Source organism: Caulobacter sp. DWR1-3-2b1 (genome assembly GCF_049895765.1).
GTDB lineage: Bacteria > Pseudomonadota > Alphaproteobacteria > Caulobacterales > Caulobacteraceae > Caulobacter.
Genome location: NZ_JAFCSZ010000004.1, coordinates 177,025 through 190,769, shown reverse-complemented (window position 1 = coordinate 190,769; position 13,745 = coordinate 177,025). Strand labels below are relative to the sequence as shown.

General features: G+C 67.0%; 17 protein-coding genes. 12 read left to right on the top strand and 5 right to left on the bottom strand.

Features of this window, described 5'->3' with window-relative positions; genetic code table 11:
* Positions 1-6: 6 nt before the first annotated feature.
* On the top strand, positions 7-1,701 hold the full coding sequence (locus ACP69S_RS06065) for an alpha/beta hydrolase family protein (RefSeq protein ID WP_425995673.1): 1,695 nt from the start codon (positions 7-9) through the stop codon (positions 1,699-1,701).
* On the opposite strand, the gene ygiD is transcribed toward ACP69S_RS06065, so the two are convergent.
* A complete protein-coding gene (ygiD, locus tag ACP69S_RS06060; RefSeq protein ID WP_425995672.1) occupies positions 1,698-2,468 on the bottom strand; it encodes a 4,5-DOPA dioxygenase extradiol in 771 nt (256 codons plus the stop codon). The two genes, ACP69S_RS06065 and ygiD, sit on opposite strands and share 4 nt — an antisense overlap.
* Positions 2,469-2,635: 167 nt before the next feature.
* Here ygiD and ACP69S_RS06055 point away from each other — a divergent pair, with 167 nt between their 5' ends.
* From ACP69S_RS06055 to ACP69S_RS06045, 3 genes are all read left to right on the top strand, one after another.
* Positions 2,636-3,727 carry an acyltransferase family protein gene (locus tag ACP69S_RS06055; RefSeq protein WP_425995745.1) on the top strand — a complete coding sequence of 364 codons (1,092 nt, stop codon included), beginning with the start codon at positions 2,636-2,638 and terminating at the stop codon, positions 3,725-3,727.
* A gap of 73 nt (positions 3,728-3,800) precedes the next feature.
* A complete protein-coding gene (mutT, locus tag ACP69S_RS06050; protein ID WP_425995671.1) occupies positions 3,801-4,205 on the top strand; it encodes an 8-oxo-dGTP diphosphatase MutT in 405 nt (134 codons plus the stop codon).
* Complete coding sequence (locus ACP69S_RS06045) at positions 4,184-4,372, top strand: Flp family type IVb pilin (RefSeq protein WP_425995670.1); 189 nt, start codon at positions 4,184-4,186, stop codon at positions 4,370-4,372. The genes mutT and ACP69S_RS06045 overlap by 22 nt, the downstream gene beginning before the upstream one ends.
* On the opposite strand, the gene ACP69S_RS06040 is transcribed toward ACP69S_RS06045, so the two are convergent.
* Positions 4,369-5,280: a methyltransferase domain-containing protein gene (locus ACP69S_RS06040; protein WP_425995669.1), complete on the bottom strand. Its 912-nt coding sequence runs from the start codon at positions 5,278-5,280 to the stop codon at positions 4,369-4,371. The genes ACP69S_RS06045 and ACP69S_RS06040 overlap by 4 nt on opposite strands.
* Between ACP69S_RS06040 and ACP69S_RS06035 the strand changes: the two genes are divergently transcribed.
* The 5 genes from ACP69S_RS06035 to ACP69S_RS06015 all read left to right on the top strand — a co-directional run bounded on the left by ACP69S_RS06035 (position 5,279) and on the right by ACP69S_RS06015 (position 8,629).
* Positions 5,279-6,061, top strand: coding sequence for a ComF family protein (locus tag ACP69S_RS06035; protein ID WP_425995668.1), 783 nt, complete (start codon positions 5,279-5,281; stop codon positions 6,059-6,061). The genes ACP69S_RS06040 and ACP69S_RS06035 overlap by 2 nt on opposite strands.
* A 29-nt stretch (positions 6,062-6,090) precedes the next feature.
* Positions 6,091-6,345: a glutaredoxin 3 gene (gene grxC / locus ACP69S_RS06030; RefSeq protein WP_425995667.1), complete on the top strand. Its 255-nt coding sequence runs from the start codon at positions 6,091-6,093 to the stop codon at positions 6,343-6,345.
* A gap of 12 nt (positions 6,346-6,357) precedes the next feature.
* Positions 6,358-7,203 (top strand): carbon-nitrogen hydrolase family protein, encoded by an 846-nt coding sequence (locus tag ACP69S_RS06025; RefSeq protein ID WP_425995666.1) that lies wholly within the window; start codon positions 6,358-6,360, stop codon positions 7,201-7,203.
* 19 nt (positions 7,204-7,222) lie between these two features.
* On the top strand, positions 7,223-7,657 hold the full coding sequence (locus ACP69S_RS06020) for a DUF1178 family protein (protein WP_425995665.1): 435 nt from the start codon (positions 7,223-7,225) through the stop codon (positions 7,655-7,657).
* Positions 7,658-8,011: 354 nt separating this feature from the next.
* On the top strand, positions 8,012-8,629 hold the full coding sequence (locus ACP69S_RS06015; RefSeq protein ID WP_425995664.1) for a hypothetical protein: 618 nt from the start codon (positions 8,012-8,014) through the stop codon (positions 8,627-8,629).
* A gap of 153 nt (positions 8,630-8,782) precedes the next feature.
* Here ACP69S_RS06015 and ACP69S_RS06010 read toward each other — a convergent pair whose 3' ends face one another.
* The 3 genes from ACP69S_RS06010 to ubiG form a co-directional block, all read right to left on the bottom strand.
* Complete coding sequence (locus ACP69S_RS06010; RefSeq protein ID WP_425995663.1) at positions 8,783-9,085, bottom strand: glycine zipper 2TM domain-containing protein; 303 nt, start codon at positions 9,083-9,085, stop codon at positions 8,783-8,785.
* Between the two features lie 136 nt (positions 9,086-9,221).
* A complete protein-coding gene (locus tag ACP69S_RS06005) occupies positions 9,222-10,415 on the bottom strand; it encodes a glycine zipper 2TM domain-containing protein (protein ID WP_425995662.1) in 1,194 nt (397 codons plus the stop codon).
* Between the two features lie 111 nt (positions 10,416-10,526).
* A complete protein-coding gene (gene ubiG, locus ACP69S_RS06000) occupies positions 10,527-11,294 on the bottom strand; it encodes a bifunctional 2-polyprenyl-6-hydroxyphenol methylase/3-demethylubiquinol 3-O-methyltransferase UbiG (RefSeq protein WP_425995661.1) in 768 nt (255 codons plus the stop codon).
* 171 nt (positions 11,295-11,465) lie between these two features.
* On the opposite strand from ubiG, the gene ACP69S_RS05995 reads away from it, so the two are divergent.
* Genes ACP69S_RS05995 through ACP69S_RS05985 form a run of 3 tightly spaced genes read left to right on the top strand, consistent with a single transcriptional unit; the run spans position 11,466 to position 13,645 of the window.
* The gene (locus tag ACP69S_RS05995) at positions 11,466-12,713 is read left to right on the top strand and encodes an aspartate kinase (RefSeq protein ID WP_425995660.1); all 1,248 of its coding nucleotides are present in this window, start codon (positions 11,466-11,468) and stop codon (positions 12,711-12,713) included.
* A 54-nt stretch (positions 12,714-12,767) separates the two neighbouring features.
* Positions 12,768-13,232, top strand: a complete 465-nt coding sequence (locus ACP69S_RS05990) for a hypothetical protein (RefSeq protein WP_425995659.1) — start codon at positions 12,768-12,770, stop codon at positions 13,230-13,232.
* Positions 13,233-13,249: 17 nt separating this feature from the next.
* The gene (locus tag ACP69S_RS05985; protein WP_425995658.1) at positions 13,250-13,645 is read left to right on the top strand and encodes a hypothetical protein; all 396 of its coding nucleotides are present in this window, start codon (positions 13,250-13,252) and stop codon (positions 13,643-13,645) included.
* Positions 13,646-13,745: the final 100 nt, after the last annotated feature.

The following is a 13,745-nucleotide window of genomic DNA, read 5'->3' as shown; positions in this document are numbered from 1 at the left end:
GATGTCATGCGCAAACCATGGCTGTTGTTGGTGCTGGGCCTTGCCCTGGTTCTGGGCGGAAGCGCGCTGGCCTGGAAGATCCAGACGGCCGGCGGGATCAAGGTCACCGAGGTTAGCTTCCCCGGAACCGGCGGCACGCCGATGAGCGGCCTGCTCTACACGCCTCCCAACGCCACGGCCGCGACGCCTGCGCCCGGCGTGCTGGCCGTGCACGGCTACATCAATTCCCGCGAGACCCAGAGCGGCTTCGCCATAGAGTTCGCCCGCCGCGGCTATGTGGTGCTGGCCCTGGACCAGACCGGCCACGGCTATAGCGGCGGCGCGGCCTTCTCCAACGGCTTCGGTGGTCCCGATGGCCTGAACTATCTGCGCGGCCTGAAGACCGTCGATCCGGCCAATATCGGGCTGGAAGGTCACAGCATGGGCGGCTGGACGGTGCTGGCCGCCGCCGCGACCCTGCCGGACGCCTACAAGGCTGTGGTGCTGGAAGGCTCCTCGACCGGCAAGCCGTTCGCCGCCGAGGGCTCGCCCACCTGGCCGCGCAACCTGGCCCTGGTATTCAGCCAGTACGACGAGTTCTCCAAGCTGATGTGGGGCGTCGACCGCGCCCGGGACGTGACGGGCAGTCCCAAGCTGCAGGCCGTGTTCGGGACGCCCGCGCCGGTGCAACCGGGCAAGGTCTATGGCTCGGTCGCCGACGGCACGGCGCGCGTGCTGCAAACGCCAGCCACCACCCATCCCGGCGATCACATCTCGCCCGCCGCCATCGGCCACGCGCTGGACTGGTTCGCGCTCACCCTCACGGGCGGAACCCCACGCCCCGCCAGCGACCAGATCTGGATGTGGAAGGAAGTTGGCACGGGCGTCGCCTTGGTCGGCGCGGTCGTGCTGCTGCTGGGGACGTTCCAGCTATTGCTGGCCCTGCCGCTGTTTTCGCCCCTGCGCCAACCCGTCCAGCCCACCGTCGCCCGCCGCGACCGGGGCTGGTGGAGCGGTGTCGCCCTGACCGCCCTGCTGCCGGCCCTGACCTATTTCCCGTTCTTCATCCTGGGCATGGTCGCCCTGCCGCCCAACGGGATCCTCAAGCAGGGGATCACCAACCAGGTCCTGACCTGGGCCGTTCTGACCGCCCTGATCACCCTGGGTGTGGCCGCTGTGGGCAAGCGGGACAAGCCGGTCTTCCCTAATCGCTGGCGGCTTTCGCTGCTGATCGGCCTGCTCAGTGTCGCGGTGGTTTATGGCGCTCTGGAACTGGTCCACCGCCTGTTCCTGGTCGATTTCCGGTTCTGGGTCGTGGCCCTGAAGCGTCTGAGTCTCGCCCAGGCCGGCCAAGCGCTGGTCTATTTGCTGCCCCTGACCCTGGCCTTCGGCGTCACCCTGCGCACCCTGCTGGCCCGCATCCCGGTGGCGGGCGAAAGCAACCTGGCCCGCTATGCCGGCGCGGTCCTGGCCCTGAGCGGCGGCTTCGCCCTGCTGCTCATCCTCGACTACGGCGCGCTGTTCCTGACGGGTCGTCTGCCGACGGCCTTCGACCCGCTGTCGACCGTGGTGGCCATTCAGTTCCTGCCACTTACGGCCCTGATGGCGGTGGTCGGCGTCTTCACCTGGAAGCGCACCGGCGGCTATGCCGCCGCGACAGTGATCTGCGGCCTGCTGCTGACCTGGTACATAGTGGCGGGGACGGCGACGCAGGTGGCCTAACCCACCCGCACCCCCGTCATCGAGATCGCCGCGAAGACGTCATCGGTGAAGAAGCTCGCCGTCTCACCGGCGCCCTGCGCGCCCAGCACATAGAGTAGCGGCAGGTAGTGTTCGGCGCTGTTGATCGAGATCTCGGCGTCGGGGCCAAGGCTCTCCCAGTCGATCAGCGGGCCGTGATCTCCCGCAAGGATCAGCGCCTTGGCGGTCTCGTTGAAGCGGTCCGCCCATTCCGGCGCTTCGGGCCGGCGGAAGTCGGCGGCGCGCAGGTTGTGGACGATGTCGCCGCTGCCCATCAGCAGGACGCCCTCGTCGCGCAAGGCGGACAGGCGGCGGCCAGCCTCGTAGTGCCAGCGGTTGGAGCGGCCGCGATCGATGCTGATCTGCACCACGGGGATGTCGGCGTCCGGATACATGGGTTTCAACACGCCCCAGGCGCCGTGGTCGAGGCCGCGGCTGGGATGCTGGACCACGGGGTCGGGCGACAGCAGCGCGCCGATCCGCGCCGCCAGGGTCGGATCGCCCGGCGCGGTGTACCGGACATCGAACAGGGCCTGCGGGAAGCCGCCGAAATCGTGGATCGTCTCCGGGTGTTCGGCGGCGCCCACGGCGGTGGCGCCGCGTGTCTCCCAATGGGCGCTGACCATGGCGATGGCGCGCGGACGGGGCAGGTCGCGACCCATCTGGGCCCAGGCCCGGCTCCAGGCGTTGTCATCGATAGCGTTCATCGGCGAGCCGTGGCCGACGAACAGGGCGGGCATGCGGGTCATGGGAAGCTCTTTGGAAACAGTATAAGTTACAGATAGGCAGCGCTGCCTCTCGCCACAAGATGGCGACACGCGACGGCTTTTCCCGCGCGGCCGGCTTTGTTATGGCCATGGCCGTGTCCAGTTCCGCTTCACCCCCCAACGCGTCCGCCCCGGTCGAAACGCCGGTGATGGCCCGCGCGCGCCGCGCCGTGCGGGGAGGGGCCCTGGACTTCCTGCGGTTCCTCGCCTCGCTGCTGATCGTGCTCTACCACTATGGTGCCGAGAGCCCGCTGCGGATCGAGCGCTTCCACCAGGTGTTCTCTCGCGGGTTTTTGGCGACGGACTTCTTCCTGATCCTGTCGGGCTATGTGCTGGGTCGCGCCTATGGCGCCTCGACCCTGTCGGGCCACATCACGCCGGGCCGGTTCTGGGTGCGCCGCGCCGCGCGAGTGTGGCCGGGACACCTGATGGTGCTGGCGGCCATGGCCGTGCTGGTGCTGGTCCTCAACGCCATCGGCACCGATGCTCACAAGCCGTCGCGGTTTGCCTGGGACCAGCTTCCAGTCCAGGCCCTGCTGATCCACGCCTGGGGCTTTCCCAGCGACGGCTGGAACCTGCCCAGCTGGTCGCTGTCGGCCCTGATCGTCTGCTACGCGATCTTCCCGTTCATGTGGCGAGCGGCCGACAAGGTGCGCCACGCGGTGGTGCTGCCGCTGGTGGGGGTAGCAACGATTATCGCTTTCGAGGTCATCGCGCGGTTCGGGTTCGACCACGCCCTGGCCGACCTGCAGTTCCAATTCGGAGTGGTGCGCGCCCTGCCGCTGTTCGTGCTCGGCGTCTGTTTGGCCCGAGCGGTCGAGATGGACTGGCCTTCGGAGAAAGCGGCCAAGGCGCTGCTTTACGGCGGCGTCGTCGTGCTGGTCGGCTGGCAGGCCTTCGACCGCTACGCCCTGCCCAATGTGCTGTGGTTCGACCTGCCCAGCCTTGCCGCCATCGCCTGCATCATCCTGGGCGCGGGCCGTCTGCCGGTGAAGCGTCCCCGCGCCTGGATCGAGGAGGGCGCCAAGCTGTCCTTCGCCCTGTTCATCACCCACATCCTGGTCGGGGTGATTTACTGGAGCGCCGTTCACAAGCTGATCGACACCGTGCCGATAGGCATCGGCTGGCAGTGGTTGATGTGGCTGGCCGGGTTCCCGCTGGCCTACGGGGCTGCGTGGGCGTTCCACACCTATGTGGATCAGCCGGTGCAGGATCGGCTGGGGCCGTGGCTCCGGCGGTAGGGCCTGGGGCTCTTCAAGACAGAGGGGCGGAGAGGGCCTTGCAACCGTAAGCGCCCCGCGCGAAACCCGGCTCATGAGCAAGCCCACCGTCCTTGTCGCCGCCGCCGCCATGATTGATGTCGATGGCCGCGTGCTGATCTGTCAGCGGCCCCAGGGCAAGCAACTTGCGGGGCTGTGGGAGTTTCCTGGCGGCAAGGTAGAGCTTGGCGAGACGCCGGAAGAATGCCTGATCCGCGAGCTGCAAGAAGAACTCGGGATCAAGGTCGCTCAATCCTGCCTAGCGCCGTTTGTTTTCGCGTCGCACAGTTACGAGTCTTTTCACCTCCTGATGCCACTCTACCTCTTGCGCCGCTGGGAAGGCCTGGTCACGCGCAAGGAACATGAGGCGCTGGCATGGGTGAAGCCGGACAAACTGGCGGACTATCCGATGCCGCCGGCGGACGTCCCGCTCGTGGCGTGGCTGCGCGATCTGCTCTGAAGCGTTTCTGGACCGATGAGAGCGCCGCCACCGCCGTCGAAGTGGGCCTGCTGGTCGCCTGCCTCTGCATCGCCATCATCACCGCCGTGTCTGCCCTGAGCGGCGGGATCAGCACCAGCTTCAACAAGACCTCGACCGCGATGAGCACGGCCAACAGCGGCAGCTAGGCCGGCTTCTCGCCCGCCGACTGCTCCTGAACACCCAGGGCGTCGGCCAGCCGCATCTTGGCCGAGCCGGGACGTAGCGGCTTTTGCTGGCTCTCGTGCGGCGCCCAGCCCGTAACCGCCACGATCTCGAACGTCGCCGGAACGCGGCCGTCGGCTTCAGCGAAGCGCTCGACATAGAGCTCCATCGCCCGCGCCAGCACACGCCGGCTCAACGGCTTGCGCGAGCGGTCCAGCAGCACGCTGGTTTCGCCCATGCGCCGAAGATCGCGCAGCAGTTCGATGGGATGGCCGTAGCGCACCTTCACACGATCCACGTCGGCCACCGGCAGGGCGAAGCCCGCCCGTTGCAGCAGGCCCGCCGCGTCGATGGCGTCGGCGAAGGGCGAGACGCGCAAGGACGCGCCGCCGCTGATCTCGTCCTCGGCCTGCAGCAGGGCCTGGCGCAGTTCGGTCAGGGTGGCCCCGCCGAAGAGCGCGCCGATGAACAGGCCATCGGGCCGCAGAGCGCGGCGGATCTGGATCAGGGCGCCGACCAAGTCGTTGGTCCAGTGGAGGGAGAGCGTCGAGACCGCCAGATCCAAGGTGTCATCGCCAAACGGCAGGCGTTCCTCGTCGGCCACGATCTTGAGGCCATTGCCGGCGCCCAACATCCGGGCCGACAGGTCGGTCTCGAACAGCACGTCGATATTGGCCGCCGCATCGCTGGCGGCGAGCGCCTGCGAGAAAGCCCCGTTTCTCGATCCCAGATCGACGGCGACAGGAAAGCGTCGCAGGATCGTCTCCAGGCGCATGACGACATCCTCCGCCACCCGGCGCTTGAGGAAGTCGGCGCTGGCGTAGTCAGGCGCGGCGCGGTCGAGACGGACCTTGAGAAGGTCGCGGTCGAAGAGGAGGGGCGAGGCGGTCATGCGGGCGGAACATGGCGATTTCGAACCGATATGGAAAGCGGGGCCGCGCCTGAGAGGTCTCGGAAGGGGTCTGCTCGACCTTGTCCTGCCGCCCCGGACGTTCGAGGGCGGCCCGGCCCAGACCCGGGGTCTGTCGGCCGAGAGCTGGAGCCGCGTCACCTTTCTGGATGATCCGGTCTGTGACGGCTGCGGCTCGGCCCTGCCGTTCGACAGCGGCGCGCCCGAGCGCTGCCCCCTCTGTCAGGCCAGGCCAAGGGCCTTTGTCCGGGCGCGCGCCGCCTGTGTCTATGACGAGCACTCCCGCGACCTGATCCTGAAGCTCAAGCACGCCGACCGCACCGATCTCTCGGGCTTGATGGCCCGATGGCTGTCGCGCGCCGCGGCCCCGCTGCTGGAGGAGGCCGACGCCATCGCCCCCGTGCCGATGCACCCCGGGCGTTTGCTGCGCCGCCGCTACAACCAGGCCGCCGAGATCGCCCGGCCGCTGGCGCGGACCAGCGGTGTCGCCTATCTGCCCGACGCCCTGATCCGTCAGCGCGACACGGTCAGCCAGGGCGGCAAGTCGGCGTCTGGTCGCCGCCGCAACGTCGCCGCCGCCTTCGTCGTGCCCGAGTCGCGTCGCCATCGCGTGATCGGACGCAGGATCGTGCTGGTCGATGACGTGCTGACCACCGGAGCCACGGCGGAGGGCTGCGCGAGGGCGTTAATGGCGGCAGGCGCCGCCTCGGTGACCCTCGCTGTCGTCGCGCGCGTTACAGAGATGCAAGCGCGTCCTATATGAGGGCGGACAAGGAGCGACTCGTTATCCCCATGGCCAAAGTCACGATCTATACTCGCCCGTTCTGCGGCTACTGCGCCCGGGCCCTGAAGGTGCTGGGCGACAAGGGCGCCGACTTCACAGAAGTCGAGGCCGGCATGGATCCCAAGCTGCGCCAGGAAATGATGGACCGCTCGGGCCGCACGACCTTTCCGCAGATATTTGTCGGTGACAGCCACATCGGCGGCTGCGACGACATGATGGCTCTGGAGCGTGCGGGCAAGCTGGACGCTCTTCTTGCCGCCTAGGAGGCAAGTCGCATGAGCTTGCGTGTCGGCCTGATCCAGACGCGGACGCCCGCCACCCATGAGGCGGCGTTGGCCCATGTCGCGCCGCTGGTTCGCGAGGCGGCGGCCCGGGGCGCGCAGTTCATCCTGACGCCCGAAGGCGTTAACGTCCTGCAGAAGGATCGCGACAGGCTGCTGCCCAGCCTGCGAACCCTCGAGGACGACATCGTGGTGCGTGGCCTGCGCGAGCTGGCCGTCGAGTTGGGCGTCTGGATCGATGTCGGCTCGGCCCTGGTGCTGCGCAAGGATGGCCCAGATGGCGGCCCAGATGGCGGCAAAGCCGCGAATCGCCAGGCGGTGATCGACCCGGCCGGCTCCATCGTGGCGACCTACGACAAGCTGCATATGTTCGACGTCACCTTGCCGACTGGCGAGACGGCGCGGGAATCGGCGACCTACGAGCCGGGCGACCGCGCGGTGGTCGTGGAGACGCCTCTGGGCGTGTTCGGCCTGACCATCTGCTACGACATGCGCTTTCCGGCCCTGCACCGCGCTCTGGCGTTGAAGGGCGCGACGATCCTGACCGTGCCCGCCGCCTTCACCCGGCCGACCGGCCAGGCGCATTGGGAGATCCTGCTGCGCGCCCGGGCCATCGAGACCGGCTCGTTCGTGCTGGCGGCCGCCCAGGGCGGTTTCCACGAGGACGGACGGGGCACCTGGGGTCGCTCCATCATCGTCGGGCCGTGGGGTGAGGTCATTGGCCTGCTTGACCATGATGAGCCGGGCGTGCTTGTGGCCGATATCGACCTGGCCGCCGCGCTCGCCGCGCGTGCGGCCATTCCCGCCCTCAAAAATGCCCGTGCTTTCGTCGGGCCGTGACCATCATCAACCGCAAGTCATGATCAAGTATGCGCTCCAGTGCGATCGGGCCCACACCTTCGAGGGGTGGTTTGGCTCGTCGTCCGACTATGACGACCAAAGCGCGCGGGGCCTTGTCGACTGCCCGCTCTGCGGCTCGCAAACAGTGTCCAAGCAGATCATGTCGCCCGCCGTCGCCAGAACCAAGGACCGGGCCGATGCGCCGGCCGTCGATCCGAAGATGCGCGAGATGATGATGACGGCCATGGGCGAGGTCCGCCGGCACGTCGAGGAAAGTTTCGACAATGTAGGCGACGCCTTCGCCAAGGAGGCTCGCGACATCCACGAGGGCAGGTCCGAAGAGCGCGGCATCTACGGCCAGGCGACGCCGGCCGAGGCCAAGGCGCTCATCGCAGACGGCATCAAGGTCGCGCCCCTGCCGCCGGCGGCGCCGAAGAAGACGGAAATGAACTGAGGGCTGCTTGCGTCAATCGGAAGATGGCTTTGGAGCGCATTTGAGAGCAACCACAGATCGTGCCTACCTTGCGTTGCTCTCTAAGGGCGCTGTCGCGGGACCGGCATGATGAGATTGTTTTTGATCCTCCTGGGCGGCGTGGTTTTGTTGAACGGCGGGCCTGTGCAGGCCCAAACGAATTAAACGGCGCCGCAAGCGACTGTCGATAGCATCACTGTTCGCGCGACAAATCGAAAAAACCTGCTGGAGTTCGTTCGAGCCGCGTCGGCGCTGTCGTCCGACTGCCAAGTCTCGCGGCGACCAAATCGGCTGTGTCCTCTAGTATCTGGCGCTTCGATAGAGGTGAATACTTATGTGACCGCCCGCATTCGTGAAGTGGGCGCGCAGGTTGGCGTGCAGTTCGAGAAGAAGGCCTGCCGCCCCAACCTTCTGGTGCTGTTCTCGCGAGAGCCCCAGGTGATGCTCCAGAAGGCCCGCGATCGCCGGAAAATCTATTTTGAACCGGCGACGCCGGTTCAGATCCAGCGCTTCATGGCGAACACCCGGCCCGTGCGCTGGTGGAACAGCGTGGTCGTGATCCCAAGTTGGGGATCCGCGTCGGTCGTTGGGGATCCTGACGCGGCCCTCGAGATAAAGAGCCCGGGCAGCCGGATAGAACAACCTACCCGCAGCGCCATCCGGGGCTCGCTGATCGTGGTGGACGCCAGTCAGGCCGACGGTGTCGAGGTGGGGGCGATCAGCGACTATATCGCACTCGTGTCCCTGACAGACGTCAAGCAGGAAGCTGACCTGACTGGGTACAATTCGATCCTGAATCTCTTCGCGCCGGGCTCATCTGGAGACTTGGCCAAGCGCCTCACGGCCTTCGATCTGGCCTATCTGCGCGGGATCTATAGCGTCCGGGATGATGGTTCCGGTCTGACCCAGATAGGCCGAATCGCCACCGCGATGGCCAGCGACCTGGAGCGCTGAAGGGGCGGACGATGTCGCCCCGCCGTCTATGTTGAGCGAAAAACGCCCCGGCTTTCACCGGGGCGTTATGTTCGTCGATGGCCAAGGCTCTAAACTTTTGATTTAGAGCCCTTTTCGCCCAACCCTGATGAAACCATCAGGTCGGAAAGGGCTCTAGCGGCGATAGCGATACTCGTAGTGGCAGTTCTTCTTCTTGGCGATCTGGTTGCCGGCGACTGCGCCGACCACGCCGCCAAGGATGGCGCCTTCAGTCTTGTTGCCGCCGCCAGCGACAGCGGCGCCGAGCGTGCCGCCGGTCAGGCCGCCGATGACGGTGCCCTTGGTGCCTTTGGTCTTGTTGCAGACCTTCACGCGATAGCGCGAGCCGGATTGGGCCTCAGCTGCGGTGACCGCCACCGTGGAGGCGGTGAAGGCCAGAGAAAGAGCGATAACGATAGCTTTGGTCTGGGCGCGCATGGCGGGCTCCGATTGAATTTTTTGTGGTGTCCCTGGCCGTCATAACGTCCAGGACTCGTGTCAGTTCTATGGCGAAGGTCGGGATTCCGACGCTAATTGGTGACGAAGAGCGAGAAGCCCTCCGTCACCAGCCAGACTAGCTTTCGACGCGGAAGCGGCCTTCGGCGTCGGGGCAGACGCGAATGTAACGCGTCTCCGTGCGACCGTTGTATTCCGTAGGCGCGGGGGCCAGGCGGCAACGCTCGTTGGCGCGGCTGTCATAGTTGCTGCCGTTGTAAGAGGCCTCGCGGTAGGGAACCGTGTCGTCATAGGTCCAGTAATTGCCGCGGGTGTCGCACTTGGTTTTGGCCGAGGCGTTGCCGATGGCGGCGCCGATACCGGCTCCGACCAGGGCGCCCAGAACCGTGCCTTCCGGCTTGGCATTGCGTGCGGCGACGTTGGAGCCGACCACACCGCCGGCCAGGGCGCCGATCACGCCGCCGACTGTGGCGTTCTTCTTGGCGTCGTGACGGCAGGGCTCGTTGTACGAGACGTTGGCCCCGTACTGACCACCGGCATACGGGGCGCTGTAGCGCGTGGCGTATTCCGGGTTGCTACGGTCATAGGCGCCATTGCCGTAGCGACGGTCATAGTCGCCCCGGGCCCGCTCATATTCGGCGCGGTCGCGTTCCCACTGCTGGCGCTGATTGTCATACCCTGCCCCGACCGAGGTCTGGGTGTAGGCGCTGTAACGCGTGGCATATTCGGGATTGCGACGGTCATAGGAGCCGGAGCCATAGCGACGGTCATAATCTATACGCGCGCGCTCGTAGTCGGCGCGGTCGCGTTCCCACTGCTGGCGCTGAGCGTCGTAGTTGCCCGTGCCGGCATAGCCGCGGCCGTCGACATTGAAGCGCGCCGCCAGGGTGGGGTGGCTGCGGTCATAGGCGCCGGCGCCGCGCCGGCGGTCGTACACGCGGCGATCGCGTTCGTACTGAGCGCGTTCGCGTTCGAACGCGACCTGCTCGGCCCGATAGGCGGCGCTGTCGCGATAGGTCGCCGAGGAATAGCGCGTCGCATATTGCGGGTAGCGACGGTCATAGGCGCCGACGCCGTAGCGACGGTCGTAGTCGCGGCGCGCCTGCTCGTAATTGGCGCGGTCTGACTCATAGGCGCGCTGCTGGGCGCTGTAGTCGGAGACCTGTTCGTTATAGTTGGAGCGCTGGTCCTGATAGGTGTTCAGACGCTGCTGATAGGCTGCTTGCGCGCTGGCGGTTTGGGCCAAGGCCGGGGCGGCGGCGGCGCACGCGACCGTTGTCGCCAGCAGCACGGCAATATATTTCGAGGTCATTGATGTTCTCCGCTCGTTGAGACGGATCAACCCTCCCCCAACGGGGTCGCCGATCCTTAACAAGGTCCCTGTGCCAAGCATAAGCCCTGGCGAAGCTACAGGTTCCGAGTCTCAAGCCTTGGTCGCGGTCATCATGTAATTGATGTCGGTATCGGAGGACCGGCTCCACCGCCCGGTGAGGGGGTTATAGGCCACGCCAAACGGCCCCTGCATCTCCACCGGCTCGCCCGCCAGAAAGGCGCGAAGCTCTTCCGGCTTGAGGAACTGTTTCCAGTCATGGGTGCCCGGCGGCACCCAGCGCAGCACATATTCGGCGCCGATCTTGGCCAGGGCCAGCGCCTTCAGCGTGCGGTTCAGGGTGGCGACGATCAGCAGGCCGCCGGGGGCCAGCAGGCGCGAGCAGGTCCGCAGAAACTCGCCCGGATCGGCCACGTGCTCGATGACCTCCATGGTCAGGACCACATCGAACGGTCCCGCGCCCTCGGCCAGCAGCTGTTCGGCGGTGGCGGGGCGGTAGCCGATCTCCAGCCCCTGTTCGGCGGCGTGGGTGGCGGCGGTCTTGATGTTCTTTTCCGAGGCGTCGATGGCGGTGACGTCGAAGCCCAGCCGGGCCATCGGCTCGCTGAGCAGCCCGCCGCCGCAGCCGATGTCGAGCAGGGAGAGCCCCTCGAACGGCTGGCGCAGATTGCCGTCGCGGTCGAACCGCGCCAGGGCCTGCTCGCGGATGAAGGCCAGCCGGCAAGGGTTGAACACGTGCAGCGGCGCGAACTTGCCCCTGGGGTCCCACCACTCGGCGGCGATGGCCGAGAACCGCGCCACGTCGGCGGGGTCGATGCTCCACGAGGGGCGCGCGGTGTCGGGCGAAGGGGCTTGGCTCATGTCGCCTCTTTACCATGGTCTTGGTCGTGCGACATCGCCGTCGAAAAAAGACAGGCCCGCGACATTGCCGTTGCGCCATTGCGCCGCTAGAAGGCCGGAGCTTGCGCGGCGGGGAGTGATCCGGCCGGGTGGGCGCAAGAAAAAACCGCTATCACTTGAGGGTTTGAAGACGTGTCTCGTCTGGTGATGAAGTTCGGCGGCACCTCGGTGGCCGACCTAGAGCGCATCCGGCGGGTGGGCCGTCTGGTCGCCGCCGAGGTCGCGACCGGCAAGCAGGTGGCGGTGGTGGTCTCGGCCATGTCCGGCAAGACCAACGAACTGGTCGCCTGGACCGACGGCGCCGGCCGTGCCGCGCCTGGCCTTCCCGAGTCGGACGACGAATATGACGCCATCGTCGCATCGGGCGAGCAGGTCACCGCCGGCCTGCTGGCCATGACCCTGCGCAATATGGGCCTGGACGCGCGTTCGTTCCTGGGCTGGCAGGTGCCGATCCTGACCGACAACGCCCACGGCCGCGCTCGCATCGAAGACATTCCGCCGGCCAATCTGGAGGCCTGTTTCGCGGCCGGCCAGATCGCCGTGATCGCCGGCTTCCAGGGCGTCACCGCCGATGGCCGCATCACCACCCTGGGCCGGGGCGGCTCGGACACCAGCGCCGTGGCCATCGCGGCGGCGGTGAAGGGCTCGTGCGACATCTATACCGACGTGGACGGGGTCTATACGACCGATCCGCGTATCGAGAAGAAGGCCCGGCGCCTGGCCAAGATCTCTTACGAAGAAATGCTGGAAATGGCCTCGCTGGGGGCCAAGGTGCTGCAGACCCGTTCGGTCGAGATGGCCATGGCCCATCGCGTCCCGGTGCGGGTGCTGTCGAGTTTCGTCGAACCCGGGGAAGCTCCCGGCCAAGGTACGATCGTCTGCGACGAGGAAGAAATCATGGAAAAGCGCATCGTCTCGGGCGTCGCCTATAGCCGCGACGAAGCCAAGATCACCCTGCTGGGCCTGCCCGACCATCCGGGCGTTTCCTCGCAGATCTTCGGCCGTCTCGCCGACGCCAATGTCAACGTCGACATGATCGTGCAGTCGCGCGCCCGCAGCGCCGACACCGCCAACATGGAGTTCACGGTCGGCAAGCGCGACGCCCAGCGCGCCGTCGAGATTGTCCAGGCCGCCAAGGCCGAGATCGGCTTCGAGGACGTGGCTATCAACGAGGACGTCTCGAAGGTCTCGGTGATCGGCGTCGGCATGCGGTCGCACGCCGGCGTGGCCCAGTCGATGTTCCAGGCCTTGGCCGAGAAGAACATCAACATCCAGGTCATCTCGACCTCGGAAATCAAGATCAGCGTCCTGATCGACGCGGCCTATACCGAACTGGCCGTTCGCGCCCTGCACGCGGTGTACGGGCTGGATCAGCTGTAGGCCAAACGTCGCCGAGTCGGGTTATCAGGCGATAGCCCGAACACGAGTACTCCCATGTCCGACGTCTTCAAGTTCGACCCCGCCGCCAAGACCGTCACCTTCCACGGCGATGCGGGCCTGGAGCTGCTCTACGATCTGCTGCTGCGCGCCAAGTTCGGCGATGGGTATGAAAAGCCGCTTCTGGTCAGCCCGTGGCTGGCGGCGCTGCTCAAGCAGCTCGACCAGGCCCTGCCGGACGACGGCCAGTGGTTCCCCGAACGTCCCGGCCAGCCGATCTTCGACACCGACGACCTGCTGGCCATGGGCGACGCCGTGATCGAGGAAGGCCACACCGTGGGCTGGTGGAGCATGACCGAGCCCGAGCGCCGCAACTATCTGCGCGAGACCATCGCCGCGCCCCATCCCCTGACCGACGAGCAGATCGAGTTCATCGAGACCGACATCGACGCGGCCCTGGAACAGGCTCGTCGCCTGGTCGAGGACGCCGGCGAACCCCTGGCTTTGCCCGGGCACGGCTAAGGTCCCATAGTGGGGCCATGGACCACGGTCTGACCGCCCCCGCGCAACTGTCGTTCCGCCGGTACGGGCAGGACGCTCCGCCGCACGCCCACGCTTTCGACCAGATCGTCCTGCCGCGTCGGGGCGTGCTGGAAATGGAGATCGACGGCCGCGGCGGCCGGGTGGATCCCGGCCACGCCGCCATCGTCGGCCCCGGCGCCCGCCACGCCTTCGCGGCCAGCGGCGAGAACCTGTTCGTGGTCGCCGACATCGGCTCGGCCCTGATGGCGCCCTTCGAGCGCCTGCGCGACCGACCCTTCGCCCCGGTCACCGGCGCGGTGCGCGGCCTGCTGGATTTCCTGGCGGGCGAAGCGGCCGCACCCATCGACAGCGGCGTCGCCATCCTGTGGACCCGCTGCTGCTGCGCGGCCTGAGCGCGGCTCCGCCCAGCCTCGACCCGCGCCTGTCACGCGTCCTGGCGATGATCGAAACCCGCTACGCCAAGCCCCTGACGGTGGCCGACTTGGCCCTCGA